The following is a 23,623-nucleotide window of genomic DNA, read 5'->3' on the forward strand; positions in this document are numbered from 1 at the left end:
ACACGTTCTGCATTCCCCGGCAATTGCTCGATTGAATTGAATTGGTAGTTTCGATTTGAAAGGAGCTACTCATGACCCAAACCGCTCTTATCCTCGGTGCAACCGGCCGTTTTGGACGAAACGCCAAGGCTGCGTTTCGAAACGCAGGTTGGACCGTTCGCACCTTTGACCGCACCACCGACAGGTTGGCGCAGGCTGCGCGGGGCGCGGATGTAATCGTCAACGCCTGGAACCCGCCCTATCCGGATTGGCAGGCGCAGGTGCCGGAACTGAACCGGCGGGTTATTTCGGTCGCGCGGGACACAGGGGCAACGGTCATCCTCCCAGGCAATGTCTATGTCTTCGGGGCCGACCTGCCGGGGCCGTGGTCCGCAGCTACGCCACATCTGGCCCAAAACCCCCTGGGCCGAATTCGGATCGGGATGGAGGAGGCTTACCGCGCCTCGTCTGTGCGCACGATCGTCCTGCGGGCAGGCGACTATCTTGATACATGTGCGTCAGGGAACTGGTTTGACCGGGTGATGACCAAATCCCTGGCGCGGGGGCGTTTCATCTATCCCGGAAATCCCGACATCGCCCATGCCTGGGCATTTTTGCCCGACCTGGCGCGTGCGGCGGTTGTCCTTGCCGAGATGGGAGGCAGACTGCCCCGTTTTTGCGATGTGCCTTACGAAGGGTATACGATGACCGGTTCTGAAATGGCGCAGGCGCTGTCGCAGGTCACGGGTCGGCACGTGTCTGTGCACCGGATGAACTGGCTACCGATTCAGCTAGCCCGTCCCTTCTGGCGGTTGGCGCCCCATCTGCTTGAGATGCGGTACCTGTGGGATATTCCGCACAGTCTTGAGGGCTCGTTTTTCAGAGAATTGGTCGGGGATTTTCAGCGCACGGATCTGGACGACGCGCTCAAACAGACGATTCCCGGTGCGTTGCGATCGGATGCGGTTCTGGCCCACGCCTGACCACCACTAGGGCGCGTTTACATCGACCCAGACCAATCGGTGCCTGCTGGCCTGATCAGCGGCAGCGCGCAAAGGCGAACTCGAGGCAGGCCAGAACACGCCCGCGCCTGTCACCTTCAGGTCGATTGAGGGCAGCACGTAATCCACCCGCATCTTTCCCACCGCTTTCCATTCTACGGTTGTCAATTCTCCAGACACGTCAGTGGGGCGCGGGTCTTGCAGGCGGGGGTCCGCTAGCAGCGCCTGAATCGTTTCCCTGCGGCCTTCTCCTTGTTCGGGGTCCAGATTAGCGTCCCCGGCGATCACAAATGAGCCTTCGGGCCTGCGCCCCAACTGACCGTCCAGTACCGCGGACCAAAGGCGGATTTCATCGCGGTTGCGCAGCCCGTTGCGGTCTTCGGGGCCGTCAAACACCGGCGGGGCAGCGTGAAAGGTCAACAGGTCCAGTGCGCCGATAGGCGTGTCCACCGGCACGATCCAATGGGCCACGGCGGACAGGCGCTGGATGTTCTGCGCCTCTTCCGACGGGAAAGGGCCGTCGCCCGTGACCGGCATCTGCGCGCCGGGCAAGTCGCGCCATAGCAGATCGGTGAACACCTGTGCTCTGTCGGAGTGAATCGGATATCGCGACAGCACCGCAAGCCCGCCCTGACCGGTGAACCGGCCCCAGCCCTGCGCGTCTGCGGGCCCATGGGTGCGGCCATCTCCGTTCAGGTCCAGTAGGGTTTCGAGCCCGGCGTTGGGCCGCTCGGCAAAGTGATAGGGGTAGTCCAGCCCTGCGGCGCGCAAGTTTTCGGCCAGCGCGATCAGAGCCTCTGCGTTCAGGTCCCAATCGATTCCCTGAAGCGTGATGATATCCGGCTGCGCGCCCACCAGCACCTCAACCACCGCCTGCACCTGCGGATCACCGCGCCTTATGGCCCGCAACAGCAGGCCAGGCCCGTCGCGGCTGAGTTCCGTGTTGTAAGAGGCGATTCGTACCGTCTGTGCCTGCGCCATCACCGGCAACAGCAGCAGCAGGAGGATGCGGATCATGCGGTCTGCGTAGACTCGGCGGTGGAATAGGCGCGGCGCTTTTCGACGATCAGATTGGCGATACGCAAGGTAGCCATACCGCGCATGATCATGCTGGCGGGCAGAAAGGCCCAGGCGCTCATGGTCCAGATCAGGGTTTGTGGGTTGCTCAGCGAGATTGGGCTGGCGTAGTCGGTCAGCATTTTGATGAGTGCCGGGATCAGGAAGGGCAGCAGCACCCCGATCGAGATGTTCAGTCGTCCGTCCCGTTGCAGGCGTGTGACGACGTCCCCACCCTTGGTCGGGTCGAACAGCGGCAGGTTGGTCCAGACGTTGAACGCGCCGTTGCCTGTCGGCCAGCCGCGCATCTTCACCGCGTAGGCAAAGCTGCCGATGGTCACCAGCGCGGCGACATAGGCCACACTGGCCGCGATGCGCACCAGCTCGATCAGCGGCGCATTGGCGTCTGCGGGCAGCATCAGAACCACCAGCCGGACCGGAGAATAGGGAAAGTCGACCACATTGGCGACGCCCAGTCCAAGTGAATAGAAAACTGTGGTCAGGTTGCTGGGCGCATAGGCGTTCTTGCAGATCAGCGTCAGGAACATGATCATCGACATCAGCCCAACAAACCGCAGTCGGTTCACCGGCGGCGCGTCGCGGAATTCGATAAAGCTGGGAAAGGCCGAGTTGTATTCGGCAAAAGTCAGAAAGAATGCGAGAATGGCGAGAAAGACGACAATCTCGGTCCCATTCGTTGACGATACGGGCAGGTACAACGCGGGGGTCAGCACCATCAGTGCGACCAATATTCCCCGAATCGCCGCCCCTGTTGTGCGCGCAATCACTATCCGAACCCTTTCAAACTGGATTAGTCGATTCTTCGCCGACTTCACTTCCAACTTGTGCCCGCCACTTTAAGTTGTGGCGGATGTCTTAAGTCACCAATGTTTAACTGGTGGGTGCCTGTCCCCGCCACATTGGCGATAAGCGACATTTCGCTCAAGCCAAGGCGCAGAAAACACGTGATTTCGGGCAAAATGATGGCGCAACTGGTGCGGGATTGCATCATTTTGGACGCAAATCCGACGTGTGTATCAATGTGATACCTAGATGTTGTGGTCTGGTGGTTTTCAACCCCAAGAATGCGAACGGGGCCGCCTTGGCGACCCCATAAAGTTGTGCATTCCCAGATTCGTTTACAGAATCACACCCAAGGGCGCGCCTGGTTGGCGTGATCCTCGAACTTGTCGATGTGGTGGTCTTTTTCCATGGTCAGGCCGATATCGTCCAGGCCGTTCAGCAGGCAGTGCTTGCGGTGCGGGTCGATATCGAACGCGATCACGACACCATCCGAAGTGGTGATCTGCTGATCTTCCAGATGCACTGTCATGCGGGCGTTTTCACCCTTATGCGCATCGTCCATCAGAACCGCGTGATGCTCTTCCCCGACCACGATGGGCAGGACGCCGTTCTTGAAGCAGTTGTTGAAGAAGATGTCGGCAAAGCTGGTCGAGATCACGACCTTGATACCGAAATCCTTGATCGCCCATGGCGCGTGTTCGCGTGACGAGCCGCAGCCGAAATTGTCGCCTGCGACCAGAATCTCGGTCTGACGGTAGGCGGGTTTGTTCAGGATGAACTCTTCATTCTCCTGCCCGTCATCATGATAGCGCATCTCGTCAAACAGTACGACGCCAAGGCCGGACCGTTTGATGGTCTTCAGGTGCACTTTGGGGATGATCATATCGGTGTCGATATTGATCAACGGCATTGGGGCGGCCACCCCGTGGACTTTTTCAAACTTTTCCATGTTCACACTCCTGCGGGAGAGGGCCGCGCCCGTGCCCCGCGTTTAAGCTTCTTTCGTTTCGCCATCGGGTGCGTTCTTGACGAAGAACGCCATGAAGACCAATCCGAACCCGTTGAACAGCATCTCGATGCCCAGGAAGATCCCCAGAATGCTCAGCAGCACTTGGGGTTCGCTTCCTACATACGTCCAGATGATCCCTGCGAGGATGATCGACAAGATGCCCGAAATCATCGTGGGCCAGAAAAACTGCGTTCCTTTCATCTGGAACGACAGAAAGACCCGCGCAATGCCGCCTGCCATGAACAGGATCAGCACCACCGTCGCAAGGGTCAGGGTTCCCTGCAGCGGGTGATCCAGAAAGGACCAGCCCAGAAACAGCATCACCGCACCCATGATGAGTGACAGAATCTTGTTGCCGGTGCCTTCAACCGTGAAGCCGCCGACAAACTGCAGCGCCCCCGAGATCAGCAGCAACACACCGGTTACTACCGTCACGGCCACAGACGCCACAACAGGCGCGCCCAGTACAAAGATACCGAACGCGATGGACAGAAGCCCCAGCAAGAGCCATTTGACCCAGTCACTCATGTTTTCAATCCCTCAAATATCTAGATATGAGGGGACCTTACATCAATTCACGGACGTCTGTCAGCCGTCCTGTGATTGCCGCTGCGGCAGCCATTGCCGGGCTCAGCAAGTGGGTCCGTCCACCGCGGCCCTGACGGCCTTCGAAGTTGCGGTTCGAAGTCGCAGCACAGCGCTCGCCCGGTTGCAGCTGGTCGGGGTTCATCGCCAGACACATCGAACATCCAGCCAGACGCCATTCGAACCCTGCTTCTTTGAAGATGTCGGCCAGACCTTCTTCCTCGGCTTGTGCGCGAACCAGACCCGAACCGGGCACGACCATGGCACGCAGACCGTCCTTGATCTTTTTACCCTTCAAAATCTGGGCCGCTGCGCGCAGGTCTTCGATACGGCCATTGGTGCACGAGCCGATAAAGACGGTGTCGATTTCCACATCGCTCAACTTTTGACCGGATTCCAGACCCATGTATTCGATAGACCGGCGGGCCGCATCGACCTTGCCGCCTTCGAAATCTTCCGGGTTCGGAACGGTTGCAGTGATCGGCAACACGTCCTCTGGGCTGGTGCCCCAGGTCACGACCGGCGCAATGTCTTCGCCGCGAAGGGTGATGACCTTGTCGAAATGCGCGTCTTCGTCGGTGAACAGCGTCTTCCACCAGTCCATCGCCGCTTCCCACTGGGCACCTTTCGGTGCGTGGGGGCGGCCTTTGACATATTCAAAGGTGGTCTCATCGGGCGCGATCAGGCCAGCGCGGGCGCCGCCTTCGATGGCCATGTTGCAGACGGTCATGCGGCCTTCCATCGACAGATCGCGGATCGCTTCGCCGCAATATTCGATGACATAGCCGGTGCCGCCGGCTGTACCGGTTTCACCAATTACGGCCAGAGTGATGTCCTTGGCGGTAACGCCCGGCTGCAATTTGCCGGTGATTTCCACCTTCATGTTTTTGGATTTCTTCTGGATCAGTGTCTGCGTGGCCAGAACGTGCTCGACCTCGGATGTACCGATACCGTGGGCCAGCGCACCAAAGGCGCCGTGGGTGGCGGTGTGGCTGTCGCCGCACACAACGGTCATGCCGGGCAGAGTCCAGCCTTGTTCCGGGCCAACGATGTGGACGATGCCCTGACGGACGTCATGCACCGGATAATAGTGAATGCCGAAATCCTTGGCGTTCTTGTCCAGCGCTTCGACCTGAATGCGCGATTCGGGGTTTTCGATCCCGTTCGCACGGTCCGGCGTGGTCGGTACGTTGTGGTCCGGTACGGCGATGGTCTTTTCCGGCGCGCGCACCGGGCGACCGGCCATGCGCAATCCTTCAAAGGCTTGCGGGCTGGTCACCTCGTGGACCAGATGGCGGTCGATATACAGCAGGCAGGTGCCATCATCGGCTTCGTGCGCGATATGGGCATCCCAGATCTTGTCATAGAGTGTTTTGGGGGACATTGGTCCTCTCCCGTATTAAATGAGAAATAGCTGGCGAGTGGCTGGACGCCCTTATAGGCGCGCCAAAACCGTGCGGGCGGCCCCAAAGAACCGTTCACGCAGGCGCGTGCGGTCTTGCAACGTTGGTGCTGGGGTCAGGGTGAGTCTCATGCGCACCAGATATATCGCGTCTGGCCGTCAATCAAGGTTCAATCCCCGGACAGGCTTGCATCGCGCGGAAACGCTGTCCAATCTGAGGTCATGAACCAAGACCTGATCCCCAGCTCGCTGTCGGACCTCTATGAAAACATGGTCGCGGGCTTTTCCGTGCAATTCGAAAACCTTGTCGAGCTGATCGTCACGCCGGGCTGGCGCCAGCACCAACTGGTCATCATTCTGGGCCTGTGGGCGCTGGCCTATGTCCTGAAACTGGCGACGCAAGGCCGATGGGAGGCCTGGGCCCGTGCCCGCGAAGGTTGGCCGAAATGGCGGCTGCGGATTCTGGTGCAGCTGATGCAGCGCCTGACGCTGGTCTATTTCGTGCTGCTGTCATGGGCCCTGTATCTGTTGATGCAGCAGATCACATGGCCCTCGCGCAGTTATATCATAGGGGTTGTGGCAACTTTGGCCCTGGCGTGGCTGGCGATTGCTTTGGTGGCGCGTTTGGTGCGCAACCGGACCCTGCGGCGCATCTTCAAATGGGCGATGTGGGTCTATGCAACGCTGGTTGCCCTGAATCTGACCGATGACGTGGCCGAATTTCTGGACGGGGTGGCGATTTCCATTGGTGATTTGCACATCTCGGCGTTGGGGATTCTCAAGGCGGCGCTGCTGATCGGCGTCCTGCTGACGCTGGCCCGGGTCGGCACCCGCGCCGCCGAACGGGGGTTGATGAGAAATGACGATATCACCCCATCCATGCAGGTTTTGTTGGCCAAGGGAATCCAGGTGCTGCTGTATGGGGCGGTCTTTCTGGCTGCCATCCGCACGCTTGGGTTCGACCTGACCGGAATCGCGCTGCTGTCCGGTGCAATCGGTGTGGGGATCGGGTTCGGTCTGCAAAAGGTGGTGTCGAACCTGATCTCGGGGATCATTATCCTGATGGACCGGTCGATCAAGCCGGGCGACGTGATCTCGCTGGGAGACACGTTCGGGTGGATCAACGCGCTGGGCGCGCGCTACGTCTCGGTGGTGACGCGGGACGGGCGCGAATACCTGATCCCGAACGAGGATCTGATCACCAATCAGGTGGTGAACTGGTCGCATTCGGACAAATTCGTGCGGCTGGATCTGGAGTTTGGCACCAGCTACGACGACGACCCGCATCTTGTGCGGGCAACGGCCATAAAGGCGGTGAAAACCGTGACCCGAGTGCTGAGCGGCAGGGGTCATGAACCGGTCTGCCACATCACCGGATTCGGTGACAGCAGCGTGGACTACGTACTGCGGTTCTGGATCAGTGATCCGACCAAGGGGCTGACCAATATCCGTGGCAATGTCTACCTGGCGCTGTGGGACGCCTTTAAGGTTGAAAGCATCTCAATCCCCTTCCCGCAGCGTGAGGTTCGGCTGTTGTCAGACAGCGCAGACGCGCAACAGGTCGCCAAAGAGTGACCCGCCGTGCGCCCGGCCCGGCGGCCATTCATTGAAATGTTGCATTCCTCTTGTTACCTTATTAGTACCCCTGCGCCGGGGTTTGGCGGCGCGCAGCAAAGGAGGACTATGTCCTGTCTCTACATACCCAGGCGGGTTTGCCCGCCGATGACGGGGCCGGTGTAATGGCCCACTCTCAGTCAATCAGCGACAAGCTGCTTGAACGTATCCTTTCCTCACTTTCCGATGACAAGGCCGAAGACGTCGTGCAGATCAACCTGCAGGGCAAATCCTCGGTTGCGGATCACATGGTGATTGCTTCGGGTCGGTCGACCCGTCAGGTTGCTGCCATGGCGGAAAAGCTGACGGATCGCATCAAGCAGGAATTCGGTTTCACCTCGAAGGTCGAAGGCAAGGATGCCGGCGACTGGGTGCTGATCGATACGGGCGACGTGATCGTCCATATCTTCCGCCCCGAAGTGCGTGAATTCTACCAGCTGGAAAAGATGTGGCTGCCTCAGAGCAGCAGCGCCTCGGCCAACTGAGGCGCCATCCCGGCCTTTATTGAGAGGTCGGAGGCGAGAGAAATATGCGTATAAGCATTTGTGCGGTCGGGCGATTGCGTGCCGGACCGGAGAAGACCCTGCTTGACGATTACCTGACCCGATTTGACCGGACCGGCCGCAACTTAGGCCTTGGTCCTGCACGTGTGATCGAGGTCGAAGACAAGAAAAATGCCGGAATGGGTGCCGAGGCCGCGCTGCTGCGCAAGGCACTGCCCAAGGGCGCGGTGATCTGTACGCTGGACGAACGGGGCCGGGTGATGTCATCGCCGGATTTCGCCAGGAAACTGGGTGGTTGGCGCGATGCCGGGCGCCAGGATCTGGCGCTGATCATCGGTGGAGCCGACGGGATAGACCCTAATCTGCGGGCCGAGGTCGATTCCTCCATCTCGTTCGGATCGATGGTCTGGCCTCATATGCTGGTCCGTGTGATGTTGGCCGAGCAACTCTATCGGGCCGCAACCATCCTGTCGGGCGGCCCCTATCACCGGGTCTGACATGGCGCAGCTTCTGATCGTTTACCATTCGCGTACCGGCGGCGCCCGGCAAATGGCCGAAGCGGCGGCTGAAGCCGCGCGCGACGAAGCCGAGACCATCCTGAGATCCGCCGACCAGGCCGGGCCTGATGACTTGCTGCAAGCAGATGGCTACATCTTTTGCGCACCCGAGAATTTGGCGGCGATTTCGGGTCTGATGAAGGAGTTTTTCGACCGCAGCTACTATCCGGTGCTGGGCAGGATCGAAGGGCGCCCTTATGCCCAGATGATCTGCGCCGGGTCTGATGGTGAAAACGCGGCCCGCCAGACGGCGCGGATTGCCACTGGTTGGCGTTTGAAAGAAGTGCAGCCACCGCTGATCATCTGCACCCACGCCCAATCGCCCGAGGCGATTCTGGCCGAAAAGACCATCCCCGATGATCAGCTTGATCAATGTCGCGAAATAGGCGCTGCGTTGGCCGCAGGGCTGAGCCTTGGCGTTTTCTGATCCTCAATTCAAATCAACAACCGTGGTGCCGTCGTTCCAGCCATCGACATTGCAGCGCGCCTGAACCTGCACTTGCTTAACCCCTTCGGGGATCACCACACCACTCAAAGAGCGGGTAAAAGGCTGCTCATTCTCATGCGGATGGTGCAGGACGCGCATCCCCAGCTCTTTGCCATCCATGTCGAGCACCCGCCATCCGTCGGCGTAATGGTCCCAACCGGTGTCCGGGTGCAGGATTGTCACGTCGAATCGCCAGGTATCGCCACTCTGACTGGCCGAAACATTCTCGATCACTGCAGGGTCGGCGAAAGCGGGTACGGCCAGAACGGCGCTGAGAATCAGGTATCGCATAAGGCGACCATACGGGGTGACGTGCAGCTGCGTCATCACGACTCCGTGTTAGGTGGTAGGGTCAGCAAAACTGACCGGGAATGGGATGCGAATTCGCGTCGATACAGAACGCCCAGAGTGATGACGGTCCCGAGGATCAGGGTAATCGGGCCTAATATCCACGCCAGCGAGGCCAGCGCAAAATAGGTGGCGCGCAGGCCGCGATTGAAGCTGCGCGCAGCGGTGACGCAGATTTCCGCCGCTTGCGCCGCGCGTGGATAGGCGTGCGAGTCTTCCGGATCGTTCGGGACGGCGGCCATAAGCACCGCGCAATAGCCAAACAGCCGATGCGCCCAGACATATTTCAGGAAAGCGTTGGCCAGAAACAAAATCACCACCAGAATCTTGATCTCCCACACCAGCGCCGGGGCGCTGCCGATGGCCAGATCGCTGGCCACGCCGGCCAACCGCTCGGTGTTTCCCAGCAGGGCCAGCCCGCCGCCGATGGCAATCATGGTGGTAGACGCAAAGAAAGTGCTGCCCTGCCGCATTGCCGCCACGATCTGTGCATCAAACATTCGGGGCTGCCGCGTGACCATCTCGTGCATCCAGACGCGCCGGAAGTCATCCATAATCATCGTGACCGATTGTTTGTCTGGTGCGGTATGCTCGATCCGCCAGCCGATCCACTGCCACGCGCCCAGCAACAGCAGCACGGCAGCATAATCCAGTGATGAGAACAAAAGGGCGCGGTCGATCCATGTCATGTCGGTGACAGTAGGGTCAGAGATAGGAACTTGCCAGATGGATAAATTGGTAATATTATTTTACCAAACGGAGGATCAGCGATGGAAATGCCCCTGCCAAACCCCGAAGTCCTGGCGCACAAGCAGGCTGTTCTGTCGCGCCTGTTGCAGGCATTGCCCGCGGACGCCGTGATCCATGACCCGGCTGAGACTCGGGCCTACGAATGTGACGCACTTACAGCTTATCGCTGCCCCCCGATGCTGGCTGTCCTGCCGTCGACCACGCAACAGGTCTCGGACGTACTGCGTATCTGCCATGAAGAGGGCGTACCAGTGGTGCCGCGCGGCTCGGGCACGTCGCTGGCCGGTGGAGCGCTGCCAACGGCCGATTGCGTCATTCTGGGCATTGCCCGGATGAATGAGGTGCTGGAGACCGATTATGACAACCGCATTATTCGGGTTCAGACCGGTCGTACCAACCTGAGCGTGACCGGCGCGGTCGAGGAGGAGGACTTTTTCTACGCACCCGACCCGTCCTCGCAGCTGGCATGCGCGATTGCGGGGAACATCGCGATGAATTCCGGCGGGGCGCATTGCCTGAAATACGGGGTGACCACAAATAACCTGCTGGGCGTCAAAATGGTCATGATGGATGGCAGCGTGGTCGAGATCGGCGGCGCGCATCTGGATGCGGGTGGTCTGGATCTGCTAGGCGTCATCTGCGGGTCCGAAGGGCAGTTGGGCGTGGTGACCGAAGCAACGGTGCGCATCCTGCGCAAGCCCGAAGGGGCGCGGCCCGTTCTGATGGGGTTCGATGACAATGAGGTTGCGGGCCAATGCGTGTCCGACATCATCAAGTCGGGTGTCCTGCCGGTGGCGATCGAGTTCATGGACACGCTCTGCATCAGGGCCTGCGAGAACTTCGCCCATGCGGGATATCCGGATTGCCACGCGCTGTTGATTGTCGAGGTCGAAGGCTCCGAGGCCGAGATCGACCATCAACTGTCGAAAATCATCGAGATTGCCAAGCGCCACAACCCGGTGGAACTGCGCGAAAGCCAGTCGGCCGAGGAAAGCGCCAAAATCTGGCTGGGGCGGAAATCGGCCTTTGGTGCGATGGGTCAGATGAACGACTATATGTGTCTGGACGGCACGATCCCCGTGTCTTCGCTGCCCGAAGTCCTGCGCCGGATCGGAGAACTGAGCGAGGAATACGGCCTGCCCGTGGGCAACGTGTTCCACGCGGGGGACGGCAACATGCATCCATTGATCCTGTTCGATGCAAACAAACCTGGTGATCTGGAAAAGTGTGAGGCGTTCGGCGCCGATATCCTGAAACTCTGTGTCGATGTGGGCGGCTGTCTGACCGGTGAACACGGCGTGGGTATCGAAAAGCGGGACCTGATGACCCACCAATACGCGTCCGAGGACCTTGAGGCACAGATGGCGGTCAAGGACGTGTTCGATCCCAAATGGCTGCTGAACCCGGCCAAAGTATTTCCCTTGAACGCGTCCGAATCCCGTCGGGATGTGCGGGTTGCCGCGGAAAAACAGGCTCTAACAAAGAAGACTTGCGATGAAACCTGAGACAGAGGCCGAACTGGCCGAGATGGTGGCCGGGCTGACGGAACCGGTGCGGATTGCCGGCGGCGGCACGCGTGGGGTGGACGGGCCGGAGGCCATGTTAGGGACCTCGGGATTGAGCGGAATTACCCTTTACGAGCCCGGTGCACTGACCTTGGTGGCGCAAGCGGGTACGCCCGTGGCCGAGATTGAGACCGCATTAGAAGCTGAAGGGCAGCAACTGGCCTTTGAACCGATGGACCATCGGAGTTTGCTAGACGCCAGCGGGACACCGACCATTGGCGGCGTTGTGGCGGCCAATATCTCGGGCCCGCGCCGTATTCAGGCCGGGGCGTGCCGCGATTTCCTGTTGGGCATTCGCTATGTCGATGGCATGGGGCAGGTGATCAAGAATGGCGGTCGGGTGATGAAAAACGTGACCGGCTACGATCTGGTCAAGCTGATGGCCGGGTCGTGGGGCACGCTTGGGGTTCTGACAGAAGTATCGCTGAAGGTTCTGCCCAAGCCCGAGGCCGTTGCGACCCTTGCCGTTCACGTTGCCGATGCCAGGGGTGCGATTCTTGTCCTGTCTGCCGCGCTGAAATCCCCGTTCGAGGTCAGCGGTGCTGCGTATGATCCACAGGACGGAAGGGCACTGTTGCGGGTTGAGGGGTTCACGGACTCGGTGACTTACCGGACAGAACAGTTAAAATCCAAGCTGTCGGAGTTTGGTGAGATCACCGAGATACCGGACGCCGCCGAGCTTTGGCAGGGTCTGCGTGATGTCACGCCGTTTCATGGGCAAAAGGGTGATGTCTGGCGGATTTCGGTCAAGCCAACCGATGCGCCTGAAATCGCAACCCGACTTGAGGCGGACCAGACATTGTTCGACTGGGGCGGAGGTCTGATTTGGGCGCGGGTCCCCCATAGCACTGATCTGCGCGCCCGGTTGGGTGTGTTCAGCGGTTATGCAACGCTGGTACGAGCGGATACCGAGACAGCCAATGCCTTGGGGCGGTTTCAACCCGAGTCTGCTGGAATTCAGGCTCTAACACAGGGATTGCGACAGCGTTTTGATCCGCGCAGTATATTTAATCCGGGTCTGATGGGGTAGGCGGATGCAGACGACATTCACGGAAAAGCAGCTGCAGGACCCTGCAATCCAGCGTTCGAACGAAATCCTGCGCAGTTGCGTGCATTGCGGGTTCTGCACCGCCACCTGCCCCACCTATCAGGTGCTGGGCGATGAGTTGGACAGTCCGCGCGGGCGTATCTACCTGATCAAGGACATGCTGGAAAACGAGCGTGTGCCGGATGAAAAAACCGTCAAGCATATCGACCGTTGCCTGTCCTGTCTGGCCTGCATGACGACCTGCCCCTCGGGTGTGAATTACATGCACCTGGTCGATCACGCCCGGGAATACATTGAGGCAAACTACAAGCGCCCTTTCACGGATCGCGCGTTGCGTTGGGTGCTGGCGCAGATCCTGCCCTATCCGATGCGATTCCGCTGGGCGTTGATCGGGGCCAAACTTGGCCGCCCGTTCCGCTTTCTGATGCCGGATGCCCGGCTGCGGGCAATGCTGGACATGGCGCCTAAACGTATCCCGCCGGTCAGTCGCAATGACGACCCGCAGAGCTTCGCGCCCAAGGGGCCTCGCAGCAAGCGCGTGGCTCTGATGACGGGATGTGCGCAGAAGGCGTTGAACACCGACATCAACGATGCAACGATCCGCGTGCTCACGCGGCTGGGATGCGAAGTCGTGGTGGCCGAGGGCGCAGGTTGCTGTGGTGCGCTGACCCATCACATGGGGAAGGTGCAGGACAGCCACAAAGCGGCAAAAGCCAATATTAGAACCTGGACTGTCGAGATGGACGGCGCGGGTCTGGACGCGATCGTCATCAATACCTCGGGCTGCGGCACCACCGTCAAGGATTATGGGTATATGTTCCGCAATGATCCTCTGGCCGAGGATGCGGCCCGGGTGTCGGGAATTGCGATGGACATCAGCGAGCTGCTGATGCAGCTGGATATGCCCGAAGGCGCGCACAAGGACATGGTTGTCGCCTATCACGCGGCCTGTTCCCTGCAGCATGGGCAAAAGATCAAAACCCATCCCAAGGATTTGCTGAAAAGGGCGGGTTTTTCAGTATTAGAGCCTGCTGACAGCCATCTGTGCTGCGGCAGCGCGGGAACGTACAACCTGATGCAGCCTGAAATCTCGGGCCAGTTGAAGCAGCGCAAGGTCAGAACGCTCGAGGCGAAAAACCCCGATGTGATCGCTGCGGGGAATATCGGCTGCATGATGCAGATCGGATCGGGCACGGATGTTCCGGTTCTGCACACGGTTGAGCTGTTGGACTGGGCGACCGGAGGCCCCAAGCCGCAAGCCCTGCAAGCGGGCACCGTGCCAGAGGTTCCGATCCTCAGGTAAGCGCGGATGATGCAGCGGTGCATCAGGTTCCACAGGAAACCGCGCCCGGCGCTACCGCCCTATTTTCGCCCCACCCGGGCCGTAGGAAGGTAAGCCAACAGCAACGCCGGAGACCCGCTTGCGAAACTGGATCAGGGCAATCGCGCTGGCATTGACACCGATGGCCGCCATGGCGCAGGACAGCGGGCTGAAAAGCCTGGACACCACCGATGCCGGGCGGGCGTGGATGGCTGTGGGCCGTCTGGATATCAACGGTGCGGGCTTCTGCACCGGAACGCTGATCTCACCGACTTTGGTTCTGACCGCCGCCCATTGCCTGTTTGACAAAGCGACGGGTCGGCGGGTCGATCTGTCCGAGGTCGAGTTTCTGGCCGCGTGGCGCCTGGGCCGGGCCTCGGCTTACCGTGCGGCCCGGCAGGCGGTGATTCATCCGGACTACCGCTACAGCAGAGAAACTCCGACGGCGCGGCTGGGTAGTGACATCGCCCTGATCGAGCTATGGCAACCCATACGCAATACCACCGTGATTCCATTTGAAACTGGCGACCGGCCGCGCCGGGGCGCCGAGGTAGGGGTAGTGTCTTATGCGAGGGACCGGGCCGAGGCCCCGTCCCTGCAAGAGGTCTGTTCGGTCATGACCCGCCGGTCCGATGTGCTGGTGATGTCCTGCGATGTCGAGTTCGGCTCATCCGGCGCGCCGGTCTTTTCCTTCGAAGGCGACCGCCCGCGCATCGTGTCGGTGGTGGCCGCCAAGGCAGAGTTAAACGGTCAGCGGGTCTCGGTCGGCACCGCAGTCGAGGGATCATTGCCGCTGTTGCAGGCCGAATTGTCGGCCGGTCGCGGATTTCTTGCCGCCACACCCAAAGGCGCGCGTAACAGGAACATAGGCGCGAGATTCATCAAGCCATGACACGATACTTGCTGAGCGCCCTTTTGTGCCTGTCGGTCCTGTCGACCACGTCTCTTGCACAAAGCAGCAAGCGCGAACTGACCGACCGCGAGGACCTGTTTGGCTGGGAAGCCATCGGTCGCCTGGACATCGGCAAGCACGGTTTCTGTACGGGCACCCTGATCGCGCAGGATCTGGTCCTGACCGCCGCCCATTGCGCGATCGACGAGGATACGGGCAAGACCTATGCCCCGGGGGAGGTGACCTTTCGGGCAGGGCTGAGCTATGGCAAATCGCTGGCCGACCGCAAGGTTGTTCAGATCGTGGCGCATCCGGATTACCTCAACCACCCCGAGCTTTCCGCTGCGGCCGTGCGGGCAGATGTTGCCCTGATGCGCTTGGAAGAGCCCATTCCCTATTCCGTGGCCGATCCCTTTGTGCTCTACAACGGCGGCGTGGCGGGAAAAGAAGTCAGTATTGCCTCATACGGGCGCGGCCGGTCCGAGGCGATCACGCGGGAACGGTCCTGCCAAATTCTTCAGCGGCAGCAGGGGCTGATCACGTTCAACTGTGACATTACCTTCGGGTCATCCGGCTCGGCGCTGCTGGCGCGAAAAGGTCCGCGCTGGCAGATTCTCTCGGTCGTTTCCGCGGTTGGAACCGACGGGCGCCAGAAGGTAGGTTTCGGGATGGAACTGGCTGGAATCGTTTCGGAACTCAAGGCCGACATGCGCCGGGATGCGCCAAAACCCAAAGCCACGATCCGTCGGTTGCAGGTGGGATCGGGCAAGTCCAGTTCGGGCGCGAAATTCATCTCCTCCGGCGGGTCTTGAACTCGGTCAAAATGCTCCCCATGTGAACTGTACCGGGTTGCCACAAACGGGGCCCGGCATACTGAACCGCCCGTCCGAACGGAGGGCAAAACACAGATCGCTCAGACATGAGGATATGACACATGCGTACGTTTGATTTTGCACCGCTGCACCGCGCCACCATTGGTTTCGACCAGATCGCCGACATGATGGACCGCGTCCTGACTAATGACGTGGCTCAGCCCAGCTATCCGCCTTACAACATCGAAAAAACCGATGCCGACGCCTATCGCATCTCGGTCGCTGTCGCCGGTTTTTCGGAAGAGGACCTGTCGGTCGAAGTGAAAGAAAACGCGCTGATCGTCGCCGGCAAGAAAGCCGCCGAGGACAAAGAGCGCAGCTACCTGCACCGTGGCATCGCCACCCGCGCGTTCGAGCGCCGCTTTGCGCTGGCCGACCACGTGCGTGTCACTGGTGCGAGCCACGAAAATGGCATGCTGAACATCGACCTGAAGCGCGAAGTGCCCGAGGCTCTGAAACCGCGCCGGATCGAGATTTCTTCGGCCAAGGCCATCGAAAAGGACGTGGTTGACGCCAAAGCCGTAAACTAAGGCCGTTGACCAACAGGCGACAGTCAGCCTCTCTGGACTGTCGCAGACTGCACGCCCCGCGCACCTCCAGGCGCGGGGCGTTGTTTTGCAAAGTCTTGGAATCTGATCGAAGGCTGGTAATCAATTAGTATGCGATTAGATAAAAAGACCGTGTTTGGTGGGCAGAAAGTGCCAGTTCGTGGCACAGACCAACCAAAAAGAATGCCTGGAAGAGATTATTCAATTACCCAAACAAGCGGACCATTGGCCCCCGCAATGGTAACGCTTTCTTCACCCAGAACCGTTTCTTGACAAACCTGACCCTGGTCAGCAAGAGGCGATGGCGGGTTAAGCGTACGACACCATTGACCGCCGATGATTTCCCAAACCCCGCTAAACGTACTTCCGTTTTTGGTCGTGCCGGTAAACGTACCGTCTTCCAATACGTCAATGACCGTACCGCTGTTCGATATCGTTTTCCCGGAAAGGGCTGCAACCAGCGGATCCTCGACACTGGTTTCTGTACATGCGCTGAAACCAAGTACGGCAACAGGCGCAAGAATACTGATAAACTTCATAATTTCCCCCTTAACAACAAAGTGCAGTTAGGAAACTCCGCGCCTTAGGCGTGAGTCAAGACTCTATGTTTGTGAACTTTTCGGAGGTAAGGTTGATGAAACTGGATCGCTCATAATGGCGGCCCCGTACTTTGCCGTGCGGGGAAACTTTTTATGAGGCTCAATTCCCAACCGTCACCGATCCGATCGACCAGAACATCGTCTCGCCCGAGGCATCGTCGACGCCGTCGTTGTCCGTCATAACAAACGCCTCGCCCGAAGGCAGGATGGCCAGGCCTTCGATCTTGTCCAGAACGTAACCGCCGGTCGAAGTGAGGTCAGGCAGCAGGTCGCGGACCTCTTGCTTGCTGACCACGGGTAGGGTGCCACCCAGCGGGGCGGGGGTCATCTCGGACAGAGGGATGCGGTAGATTTTCTTGGTCACCGCGCGGTGGTCGTGCTGGTTGTCGCGTTCGATGACATAGACGTGGTCACCAAAGGCGACGATTTCCGACAGGCCAACCCAGCCTTTTTCCGGGTCTGCCTTGGGATAGTGCACGGCGCCCCATTCCTTGGTCTCAAGGTTATAGGCCACCAGTTTCACGAGGTTTTCCGGATCGTCCTTCCATTCGCGCTGAACGGCCATCCACAGAGTGTCGCCAACCTTGGTGATACCCTCGTAGCCAAAGCGCTTTTCGGCCGCCAACAGCTCCGGAGGCAGGCCGATCTCATCCTTGCGGTCCTTGATCAGGCCATTTGCGGACACATGGTAGATCGCATGCGGGATGACACGGTCGGTGCGGCCTTCGGAGGCGACGTAGAAACCACCCTTACCGTCCAGCGTGATGCCCTCAAGGTCCAGCTTCTGCGCCGGGTTCCCGTCCTGACGGTGGATGCGGATCACGTCCACGATGCGGGCAGGTTGCTGGCTTGGGTCGATCTTGAAGATCGAAGGCTGGAAGCCATAGAAGCTGTCGTTGACCGCGTAAATCATGCCGTCTTCATCCGCGACCAGACCGGACAGAGCCCCCCATCCGATCAGCTCATCCGCGCCTTCCGAGGTCAAATGCGGGTAGGCTGCGGGGGCGTCCTGGTATTCGAAGATCGACACATGCGCACGCGGGCCGCCATCTTCGATCAGGTCTTTTTCGTTGGCCGAGACCAGCAGGTTGCGGTCCGGGATTGCAACATAGCCTTCCGGGCCAACACCCGAGGGCAGCAGTTGCTTCAGAACCGGGTTCGCCGGATCAGTAGCGTCATAGACACCCACGACCGAGGCGCGCTCGGCACCCACAAAGATCATCGGTGTGCCGCCAAAGGTTGCTGCGGTCACGCTTTCGGGCTCAACGCCTTTACTGTCCGAGCGTTTGTCGGGGTAGTGACCGATCTGGATGATGGCCTTTTCGAACTCGGTGCCGTTTTCGTAAACAACGGCGCCGTCCTTGTGAAAGATCGTCCAGCCACGCGAACCGCCCTGGTAGTCGCCTTCGTTGGCGGTGGCGAAGTGGTTGTCGTCGATCCATTTCACCGCATCCGGCTCGCGCAGGCGGCCCGGCTGGCTTTCGGTAAAGATCAGCGCACCGCGTTCGTCGGTGGCGTCGATGCCATCCAAGTCAACGCTACCTGCCGAGAAATGGCTGATCACGTTGCCGTCTTTGTCGACGATCGCGATGTGGTTGTTTTCCTGCAGAGTGATGACAGTTTCGCCCAGACTATTGATGTCCACGAACTCGGGTTCGGGGTCGGTTGGGGCAACGTCTGCCAGACCGGTAAGCGAGGCCATTTTCATACCTGCGCAATCCAGTGCGCCGGCTTTCAGCGGCACCAGAGCCAACGACCCGGCGGGCAGTTGCGGGATGATGCCGTCGTTCAGGTCTTCGTCACGTTCATTCTCGATTGCGACGGCGATAAAGCTGCCATCCGGAGCGATGGCGACGCTGTCCGGTTGGCCACCCAAGTCACAGGTCCCGGTTTCCGCCTTGCCCGCGATATCGACAGAGATCAGCTTGCCCGACGGTGCGGTGTAGCTTTCGGATGTATTGACACCCACAAAGGCCGTCGCGCCAAGGGTCCCCACGGATGTCGGCTCACCACCCACGTCCATCGCACCCAAAGGTGCCGGGTTCGCAGGATTGGTGATGTCAACCATGCCGATCACGCCCAGCGGGCTGTCGGTATAGACCAGCGTCATGCCATCCGCAGTCGCCGCGATGATCTCGGGTGAGGTCTCACGGTTGGTGTCGGCCCCTTCGGCCATGTTCTTGACGACCGGGAAGGACGCAATTCGGTTGAAGTTCATCTCTGCCATGGCCTGACCGGCGGTCAGGGCAAGGGCAGATGTCAGGCAGACAAGGCGCAATGACATCGGTAGGTATCCCCTTCTTACTTGGATGCGAGAGGGATGACCGCCGTTCATTGCGCTTTTGTGACGTTTGCGACTCAGTTTGATGACAAACGCATTAAGAATGGCCACCGCCCAAACGCGGTGGCCGGATCGGATCAGACCGACATGCAGATGTATTTCATCTCAAGATAATCTTCCATGCCGTGATGGCTGCCTTCGCGACCCAGGCCGGATTGCTTTACGCCGCCGAACGGCCCAAGCTCGGTCGAGATGATGCCGGTGTTCACGCCGACGATCCCATATTCCAGCGCCTCGGCCACCTTGTAGACGCGGCTCAGGTCCTTGGCATAGAAATACGAGGCCAGACCAAAGATCGTGTCATTGGCCATGGCAATGACGTCATCCTCGTCCTCGAACTTGAACAGCGGGGCAAGTGGGCCAAAAGTTTCCTCCTGCGCAACCTTCATCTCTTGCGTGACGCCGGAGACGATGGTGGGCTGGAAGAATGTGCCACCCAGATCATGCGGTAGGCCACCGGTCAGGACGACGCCACCTTTTTCGGTGGCATCGGCGATATGTTCCTGCACCTTGGCCACGGCCTCATCACTGATCAGCGGACCGGTGGTGGTGCCCTGCGTCAGGCCATCGCCAACCTGCAGCGCCTCGGTCGCTGCCTTCAGCTTGGCGGCGAAGGCATCATAGACACCGGCCTGCACATAGATGCGATTGGCGCAGACACAGGTTTGGCCGTTGTTGCGAAACTTGCACAGCATCGCGCCTTCGACGGCCGCATCCAGATCGGCATCGTCGAACACGATGAAGGGCGCATTGCCGCCCAACTCCATCGAGCATTTCATGACCTGATCGGCGGCCTGACGCAGCAGGATACGCCCCACCTCGGTCGAGCCGGTAAAGGTCAGTTTCCGCACGCCGGGGTTCTCGCAAAATTCCTTGCCGATCTCGCTGGCCTGCGAGGATGGCACCACGTTGAACACGCCTGCGGGCACGCCAGCCTGTTCGGCCAGCAAAGCCAGCACCAGCGCAGACAGTGGGGTCTCTGCCGCCGGACGGGCCACAAACGCGCAGCCGGCAGCCAGTGCAGGGGCGGCCTTGCGGGTGATCATCGCGTTAGGGAAGTTCCACGGCGTGATCGAGGCCGCCACGCCGATGGGCTGTTTCAGCACCGTGATCCGCTTGTCGCGCTGGTGGCCGGGAATGGTTTCACCGTAGACCCGCTTGGCCTCTTCTCCGAAAAACTCGATGAAGGACGCACCATAGCCAATCTCGCCGATCGCTTCGGCCAGCGGTTTGCCCTGTTCTGCAGTCAGGATCTTGCCCAGATCCTCGGCGTTTTCCATCATCAGATCGTACCAGCGCCGAAGGATCGCGGCGCGTTCTTTGCCGGTCAGCTTGGCCCATTCCTTTTGCGCCGCTTCGGCCTGCGCAATCGCGCCAGCGACCTGCGCGCGGCTCAGATCGGCGACCTCGGCCACCACATCGCCGCGGGCCGGGTTGGTCACGGCAAAGGTGCCATTGTTGCCATCCACCCACTGGCCGCCGATATAGGCTTTGGTCACCAGCAGATCGGGATTTTTCAGGATCGATTTCAGGTCGGTTGTTGCGTCCAGCATAGGTCGGCCTCCGGCAGGAATATGGTTCACGCGCACCCAAGCAGGTGGGGTCTGGATTGTCTATGTCCACTGTGCCTCGCGGATCAATCCAGATTTGATCAAAAGGCCGGAATTGCAGATGCCCAACACATCGCAACCGGCGGCATCATGGCGCTATCTTTTTTGTGATGAGTTTGCCAAAGTCTGGATGATTTTTGGACCCGAGGGGATGTAAATGAACGTAACATTCCCTATCTTATTGGGTAAATGAACAAAAAAAGGGGATAGTGCAGATGTCGAACCACCAATTTGACGCCTTGATCGAAGAGACTCAGACCAAAGTCCGGGAAAGCCAGTCGCAGATCGAAGGGCTGACTTCGCGGATCGAGGCCGCTCGGGCCAAGATTGGAACCGCTGAAGCGGATATCGATATCGAGAACGCCACGCTTGAGGACGTGCACGCCCATACCGAGGTGATGAACGCCAATATTGCTGAGCTGATCATGGGTCTGGACGATGTCACCAGCGCGTTTTCCAAGGATTTCGACGAGATGCGCTCGAAATCCGGGTGGGAGACCTTTGTCGGCATCTTCTCCAAAGGCAAATCCGAGTCGATGCGGCAGGAGCGGATGCGCACCGCCAATATCGACGACAAGCTGCAGGACCTGATCGCCAAGTCCGACGTGATCGTGAAGTTGCTGGAAGGCCAGCTATCCGTGCTGGAGGAACAGCGCGTAAAGGTCGAAGAGAACCTGACAGGCACGCTGGACGACCGTGAGGCGACCGTGGCCGAGCTTGAGGCGCTGCGCGCCGAGATTCAGGGTATGGACCCAACGATCATTACTCTGGAAAACAAGATCAGCGTCGAACAGGACGCCGCCGCGCGCACCCAGTTGGAGACCGAACTGGCCGAGCTGAACAAGCAATACAACGCCAAGGTTCAGGAAGAGCAAGTCAAGCTGGCCAAAAGCCAAACGCTGGAGCGCTATATCGAAAAGGGCAAAACCTGGGTCGATTCCCTGCAGAACCAGGCGGCGACGCAGATGGTGCTGATCAACAAGCTGCAGACAGACACGCAGCAGCGCGTGGTGCTGTATGACGCCCTGACCAAATCGCTGAAAACCGCGCAGCAGCAGGACGTGGCCCACCGCATCAACGAGATCGGCGTGCAGACCGACCAGGAGGCGCAAACCGCAATGGCCGCCATCGGCACCGCGACCAACCAGAAAATGGCCGACATGCTTGAGGCGCATGAGGACCACATGGTCTTTGCCCGCGACGTGTTGGAGAAAAAGGCCAAGGCGGACGAACGCTTTGCCCGTCGGTTTGCCTCGATTGTCGAGAAGCATGATAAGAATTTGTATGGCGGGTGAGCGGAGAATTTGTGCGAAAATGCCAATGCCTCCTTACAAAGACCAAAATGCGACTTGGGCTGAGCGAAATGGTGATCTTGTCTGGGAGGAATTGCGACTAGCCTTTTTCGTCTTTGCGGTGACGATGGCGATTAATAGTTGGTACTTTTTGGCCGTGGTTGGCTTTTTAGGGCTGGTTTGGGCGAGAAAGGGTTTGGATCGTTTTTTGACAGCGCAAGGGCTCAGTGGTCATCCATTTTCTGGTAATCGTGGAGTTGATCCAACGCCAAAATCGGGCTCAAGTGATAGCGGTAGCAGTGATTGATGACTGATCCCACCCTAGACCACGTTGGCCTGACCGACACGTTCGCCTCGCGCCGCTATTTCCGCAAATTCGAGGTGATCACCGTTCACCTTCTGCGCGTGGCCGCGACGATGGAGGCTGAGGGCGCGATCAGCAAGCAAGAGGTGCGGATCGTATCGCGCTACCTCTCGGGACTGCTCTACACCTTCCGCGCGCTGAGCATGAAGTACCTGCTGGTCGGGCGCGATACCGGCCGGTTCTTTGGCAGCCTCGCCATGGACAAGCGCGACAGCGGCTTTCCGGTCGCGGCCGAGTTGTTAACCATGGCCAATGACGCGCAGCAGGCGCAGGTGCATCTGGCGAATATGCCATCCGAGGACGAGCTGAAAACCGACATGGTTCGCACCATCATCGGCGATCAGGAAATCCCCACCAAGCTGCAATTCGCTCTCTCCCAAAGGCTCTATTACGAAGAACTGCTAAAAGGTCAGCTGTTCTGGGCCCGCAATGATCCCGAATGCCACTGGATCGGGAACGAAGGCGAGAGGCGGAAATTCCTGATCCACTGGGCGGTCTATGACAGCCAGATCAACCTGCCGGTGATCTACCTGATGCAGCTTGAGGACAGCGGTAAGACCGCCTTGCCCAAGGACCAACGCCGCTGGCCCGAGGTGCAGGCGCATCTGATGGCGCAAGCTCTGGGGGGATTGAAGCTGGTGACCATCGCCAAAGGCTTCGATCAGGATTTCGGCGACCTGCACCCCAAACACCTGCGCCGCATCCATGTGGGGCCGATGTACTCCTCGGCCTATACCGAGCAATCCGGCCCTTTGCGGCAGGTGTTGGAGGACGCACAGTCTCCGCAGGGGCAGGACTGGGCTTTGGCCTGGACCACGGAAGAACTGGAAAGCGAAGAGGTCATCGAAGAACGCGCCGGCTGGTTTTCTACCGTCGAGCGCGAGGTTTTCGCTTTGGACCCGTTTGGCGGGCAAGGGGCCGAGACCGGGGCCACACGCACCCAGCGGTCGATCATCCTGCCGCAGCGCCCGTTTCAGGTTCTGGCCGAACGTAACCCGCCGGGTTTTGCCGATGTGCGCAAGTTCGTCGTCAGCAAGACCGGGCAGGTGTTGAGATATTGAAGACAGCAAAGGCGA

The 23,623-nt window shown here is 59.6% G+C and carries 25 protein-coding genes; 14 read left to right on the forward strand and 11 right to left on the reverse strand.

The annotated features are described in order from the left end of the window. Positions 1-71 precede the first annotated feature (71 nt). Positions 72-962, forward strand: a complete 891-nt coding sequence (locus AC2FEE_RS12235) for a Rossmann-fold NAD(P)-binding domain-containing protein (RefSeq protein ID WP_496865554.1) — start codon at positions 72-74, stop codon at positions 960-962. A gap of 6 nt (positions 963-968) precedes the next feature. Here the strand turns inward: AC2FEE_RS12235 and AC2FEE_RS12240 are convergent, their stop codons facing one another. The 6 genes from AC2FEE_RS12240 to leuC form a co-directional block, all read right to left on the reverse strand. Beyond that, positions 969-1,997: an endonuclease/exonuclease/phosphatase family protein gene (locus AC2FEE_RS12240; RefSeq protein ID WP_496865555.1), complete on the reverse strand. Its 1,029-nt coding sequence runs from the start codon at positions 1,995-1,997 to the stop codon at positions 969-971. Beyond that, positions 1,994-2,824: a hypothetical protein gene (locus AC2FEE_RS12245; RefSeq protein ID WP_496865557.1), complete on the reverse strand. Its 831-nt coding sequence runs from the start codon at positions 2,822-2,824 to the stop codon at positions 1,994-1,996. Before AC2FEE_RS12245 ends, AC2FEE_RS12240 begins: the two co-directional genes overlap by 4 nt. Before the next feature lie 44 nt (positions 2,825-2,868). Continuing rightward, on the reverse strand, positions 2,869-3,048 hold the full coding sequence (locus tag AC2FEE_RS12250; RefSeq protein WP_496865558.1) for a hypothetical protein: 180 nt from the start codon (positions 3,046-3,048) through the stop codon (positions 2,869-2,871). 135 nt (positions 3,049-3,183) lie between these two features. After that, positions 3,184-3,789 (reverse strand): 3-isopropylmalate dehydratase small subunit, encoded by a 606-nt coding sequence (leuD, locus tag AC2FEE_RS12255; RefSeq protein ID WP_496865560.1) that lies wholly within the window; start codon positions 3,787-3,789, stop codon positions 3,184-3,186. Between the two features lie 42 nt (positions 3,790-3,831). Next, positions 3,832-4,377, reverse strand: a complete 546-nt coding sequence (locus AC2FEE_RS12260) for an HdeD family acid-resistance protein (protein ID WP_496865561.1) — start codon at positions 4,375-4,377, stop codon at positions 3,832-3,834. A gap of 37 nt (positions 4,378-4,414) precedes the next feature. Next, positions 4,415-5,818, reverse strand: coding sequence for a 3-isopropylmalate dehydratase large subunit (gene leuC, locus AC2FEE_RS12265; RefSeq protein ID WP_496865563.1), 1,404 nt, complete (start codon positions 5,816-5,818; stop codon positions 4,415-4,417). A 240-nt stretch (positions 5,819-6,058) separates the two neighbouring features. On the opposite strand from leuC, the gene AC2FEE_RS12270 reads away from it, so the two are divergent. The 4 genes from AC2FEE_RS12270 to AC2FEE_RS12285 all read left to right on the forward strand — a co-directional run bounded on the left by AC2FEE_RS12270 (position 6,059) and on the right by AC2FEE_RS12285 (position 8,937). Next, positions 6,059-7,411, forward strand: a complete 1,353-nt coding sequence (locus AC2FEE_RS12270; protein ID WP_496865565.1) for a mechanosensitive ion channel family protein — start codon at positions 6,059-6,061, stop codon at positions 7,409-7,411. 164 nt (positions 7,412-7,575) lie between these two features. Next, positions 7,576-7,935: a ribosome silencing factor gene (rsfS, locus tag AC2FEE_RS12275; RefSeq protein ID WP_496865567.1), complete on the forward strand. Its 360-nt coding sequence runs from the start codon at positions 7,576-7,578 to the stop codon at positions 7,933-7,935. A gap of 44 nt (positions 7,936-7,979) precedes the next feature. Then, a complete protein-coding gene (rlmH, locus tag AC2FEE_RS12280) occupies positions 7,980-8,450 on the forward strand; it encodes a 23S rRNA (pseudouridine(1915)-N(3))-methyltransferase RlmH (protein WP_496865568.1) in 471 nt (156 codons plus the stop codon). A 1-nt stretch (position 8,451) separates the two neighbouring features. After that, the gene (locus tag AC2FEE_RS12285; RefSeq protein WP_496865570.1) at positions 8,452-8,937 is read left to right on the forward strand and encodes a flavodoxin family protein; all 486 of its coding nucleotides are present in this window, start codon (positions 8,452-8,454) and stop codon (positions 8,935-8,937) included. A gap of 3 nt (positions 8,938-8,940) precedes the next feature. Here AC2FEE_RS12285 and AC2FEE_RS12290 read toward each other — a convergent pair whose 3' ends face one another. Further along, complete coding sequence (locus tag AC2FEE_RS12290) at positions 8,941-9,288, reverse strand: hypothetical protein (protein WP_496865709.1); 348 nt, start codon at positions 9,286-9,288, stop codon at positions 8,941-8,943. Between the two features lie 35 nt (positions 9,289-9,323). After that, positions 9,324-10,034 carry a DUF599 domain-containing protein gene (locus tag AC2FEE_RS12295; protein WP_496865572.1) on the reverse strand — a complete coding sequence of 237 codons (711 nt, stop codon included), beginning with the start codon at positions 10,032-10,034 and terminating at the stop codon, positions 9,324-9,326. A gap of 81 nt (positions 10,035-10,115) precedes the next feature. On the opposite strand from AC2FEE_RS12295, the gene AC2FEE_RS12300 reads away from it, so the two are divergent. The 6 genes from AC2FEE_RS12300 to AC2FEE_RS12325 all read left to right on the forward strand — a co-directional run bounded on the left by AC2FEE_RS12300 (position 10,116) and on the right by AC2FEE_RS12325 (position 16,323). Then, on the forward strand, positions 10,116-11,600 hold the full coding sequence (locus tag AC2FEE_RS12300; RefSeq protein ID WP_496865574.1) for an FAD-linked oxidase C-terminal domain-containing protein: 1,485 nt from the start codon (positions 10,116-10,118) through the stop codon (positions 11,598-11,600). Beyond that, positions 11,590-12,690 carry an FAD-binding protein gene (locus AC2FEE_RS12305; RefSeq protein ID WP_496865575.1) on the forward strand — a complete coding sequence of 367 codons (1,101 nt, stop codon included), beginning with the start codon at positions 11,590-11,592 and terminating at the stop codon, positions 12,688-12,690. Before AC2FEE_RS12300 ends, AC2FEE_RS12305 begins: the two co-directional genes overlap by 11 nt. A 4-nt stretch (positions 12,691-12,694) precedes the next feature. Continuing rightward, entirely contained in the window at positions 12,695-14,011 is a 1,317-nt protein-coding gene (gene glcF, locus AC2FEE_RS12310) for a glycolate oxidase subunit GlcF (RefSeq protein ID WP_496865577.1), read from the forward strand. Positions 14,012-14,129: 118 nt separating this feature from the next. Further along, on the forward strand, positions 14,130-14,921 hold the full coding sequence (locus AC2FEE_RS12315) for a trypsin-like serine peptidase (RefSeq protein ID WP_496865579.1): 792 nt from the start codon (positions 14,130-14,132) through the stop codon (positions 14,919-14,921). Continuing rightward, entirely contained in the window at positions 14,918-15,733 is an 816-nt protein-coding gene (locus AC2FEE_RS12320; protein ID WP_496865581.1) for a trypsin-like serine peptidase, read from the forward strand. Before AC2FEE_RS12315 ends, AC2FEE_RS12320 begins: the two co-directional genes overlap by 4 nt. Positions 15,734-15,855: 122 nt before the next feature. Beyond that, positions 15,856-16,323, forward strand: coding sequence for an Hsp20 family protein (locus AC2FEE_RS12325; RefSeq protein ID WP_496865583.1), 468 nt, complete (start codon positions 15,856-15,858; stop codon positions 16,321-16,323). A 215-nt stretch (positions 16,324-16,538) separates the two neighbouring features. Here AC2FEE_RS12325 and AC2FEE_RS12330 read toward each other — a convergent pair whose 3' ends face one another. The 3 genes from AC2FEE_RS12330 to AC2FEE_RS12340 form a co-directional block, all read right to left on the reverse strand. Next, positions 16,539-16,880, reverse strand: coding sequence for a hypothetical protein (locus AC2FEE_RS12330; protein WP_496865585.1), 342 nt, complete (start codon positions 16,878-16,880; stop codon positions 16,539-16,541). A gap of 160 nt (positions 16,881-17,040) precedes the next feature. Then, on the reverse strand, positions 17,041-19,224 hold the full coding sequence (locus tag AC2FEE_RS12335; RefSeq protein ID WP_496865587.1) for an esterase-like activity of phytase family protein: 2,184 nt from the start codon (positions 19,222-19,224) through the stop codon (positions 17,041-17,043). A 134-nt stretch (positions 19,225-19,358) separates the two neighbouring features. Next, positions 19,359-20,834: an NAD-dependent succinate-semialdehyde dehydrogenase gene (locus AC2FEE_RS12340; protein ID WP_496865589.1), complete on the reverse strand. Its 1,476-nt coding sequence runs from the start codon at positions 20,832-20,834 to the stop codon at positions 19,359-19,361. A 272-nt stretch (positions 20,835-21,106) separates the two neighbouring features. Here AC2FEE_RS12340 and AC2FEE_RS12345 point away from each other — a divergent pair, with 272 nt between their 5' ends. Genes AC2FEE_RS12345 through AC2FEE_RS12355 form a run of 3 tightly spaced genes read left to right on the forward strand, consistent with a single transcriptional unit; the run spans position 21,107 to position 23,608 of the window. Further along, positions 21,107-22,186, forward strand: a complete 1,080-nt coding sequence (locus AC2FEE_RS12345; RefSeq protein WP_496865591.1) for a hypothetical protein — start codon at positions 21,107-21,109, stop codon at positions 22,184-22,186. A gap of 19 nt (positions 22,187-22,205) precedes the next feature. Continuing rightward, positions 22,206-22,490 (forward strand): hypothetical protein, encoded by a 285-nt coding sequence (locus AC2FEE_RS12350; protein ID WP_496865593.1) that lies wholly within the window; start codon positions 22,206-22,208, stop codon positions 22,488-22,490. After that, entirely contained in the window at positions 22,490-23,608 is a 1,119-nt protein-coding gene (locus tag AC2FEE_RS12355; RefSeq protein ID WP_496865595.1) for a hypothetical protein, read from the forward strand. The genes AC2FEE_RS12350 and AC2FEE_RS12355 overlap by 1 nt, the downstream gene beginning before the upstream one ends. The last annotated feature ends 15 nt before the right edge of the window (positions 23,609-23,623 follow it).

The organism is Ruegeria sp. YTSC199, from assembly GCF_059609725.1.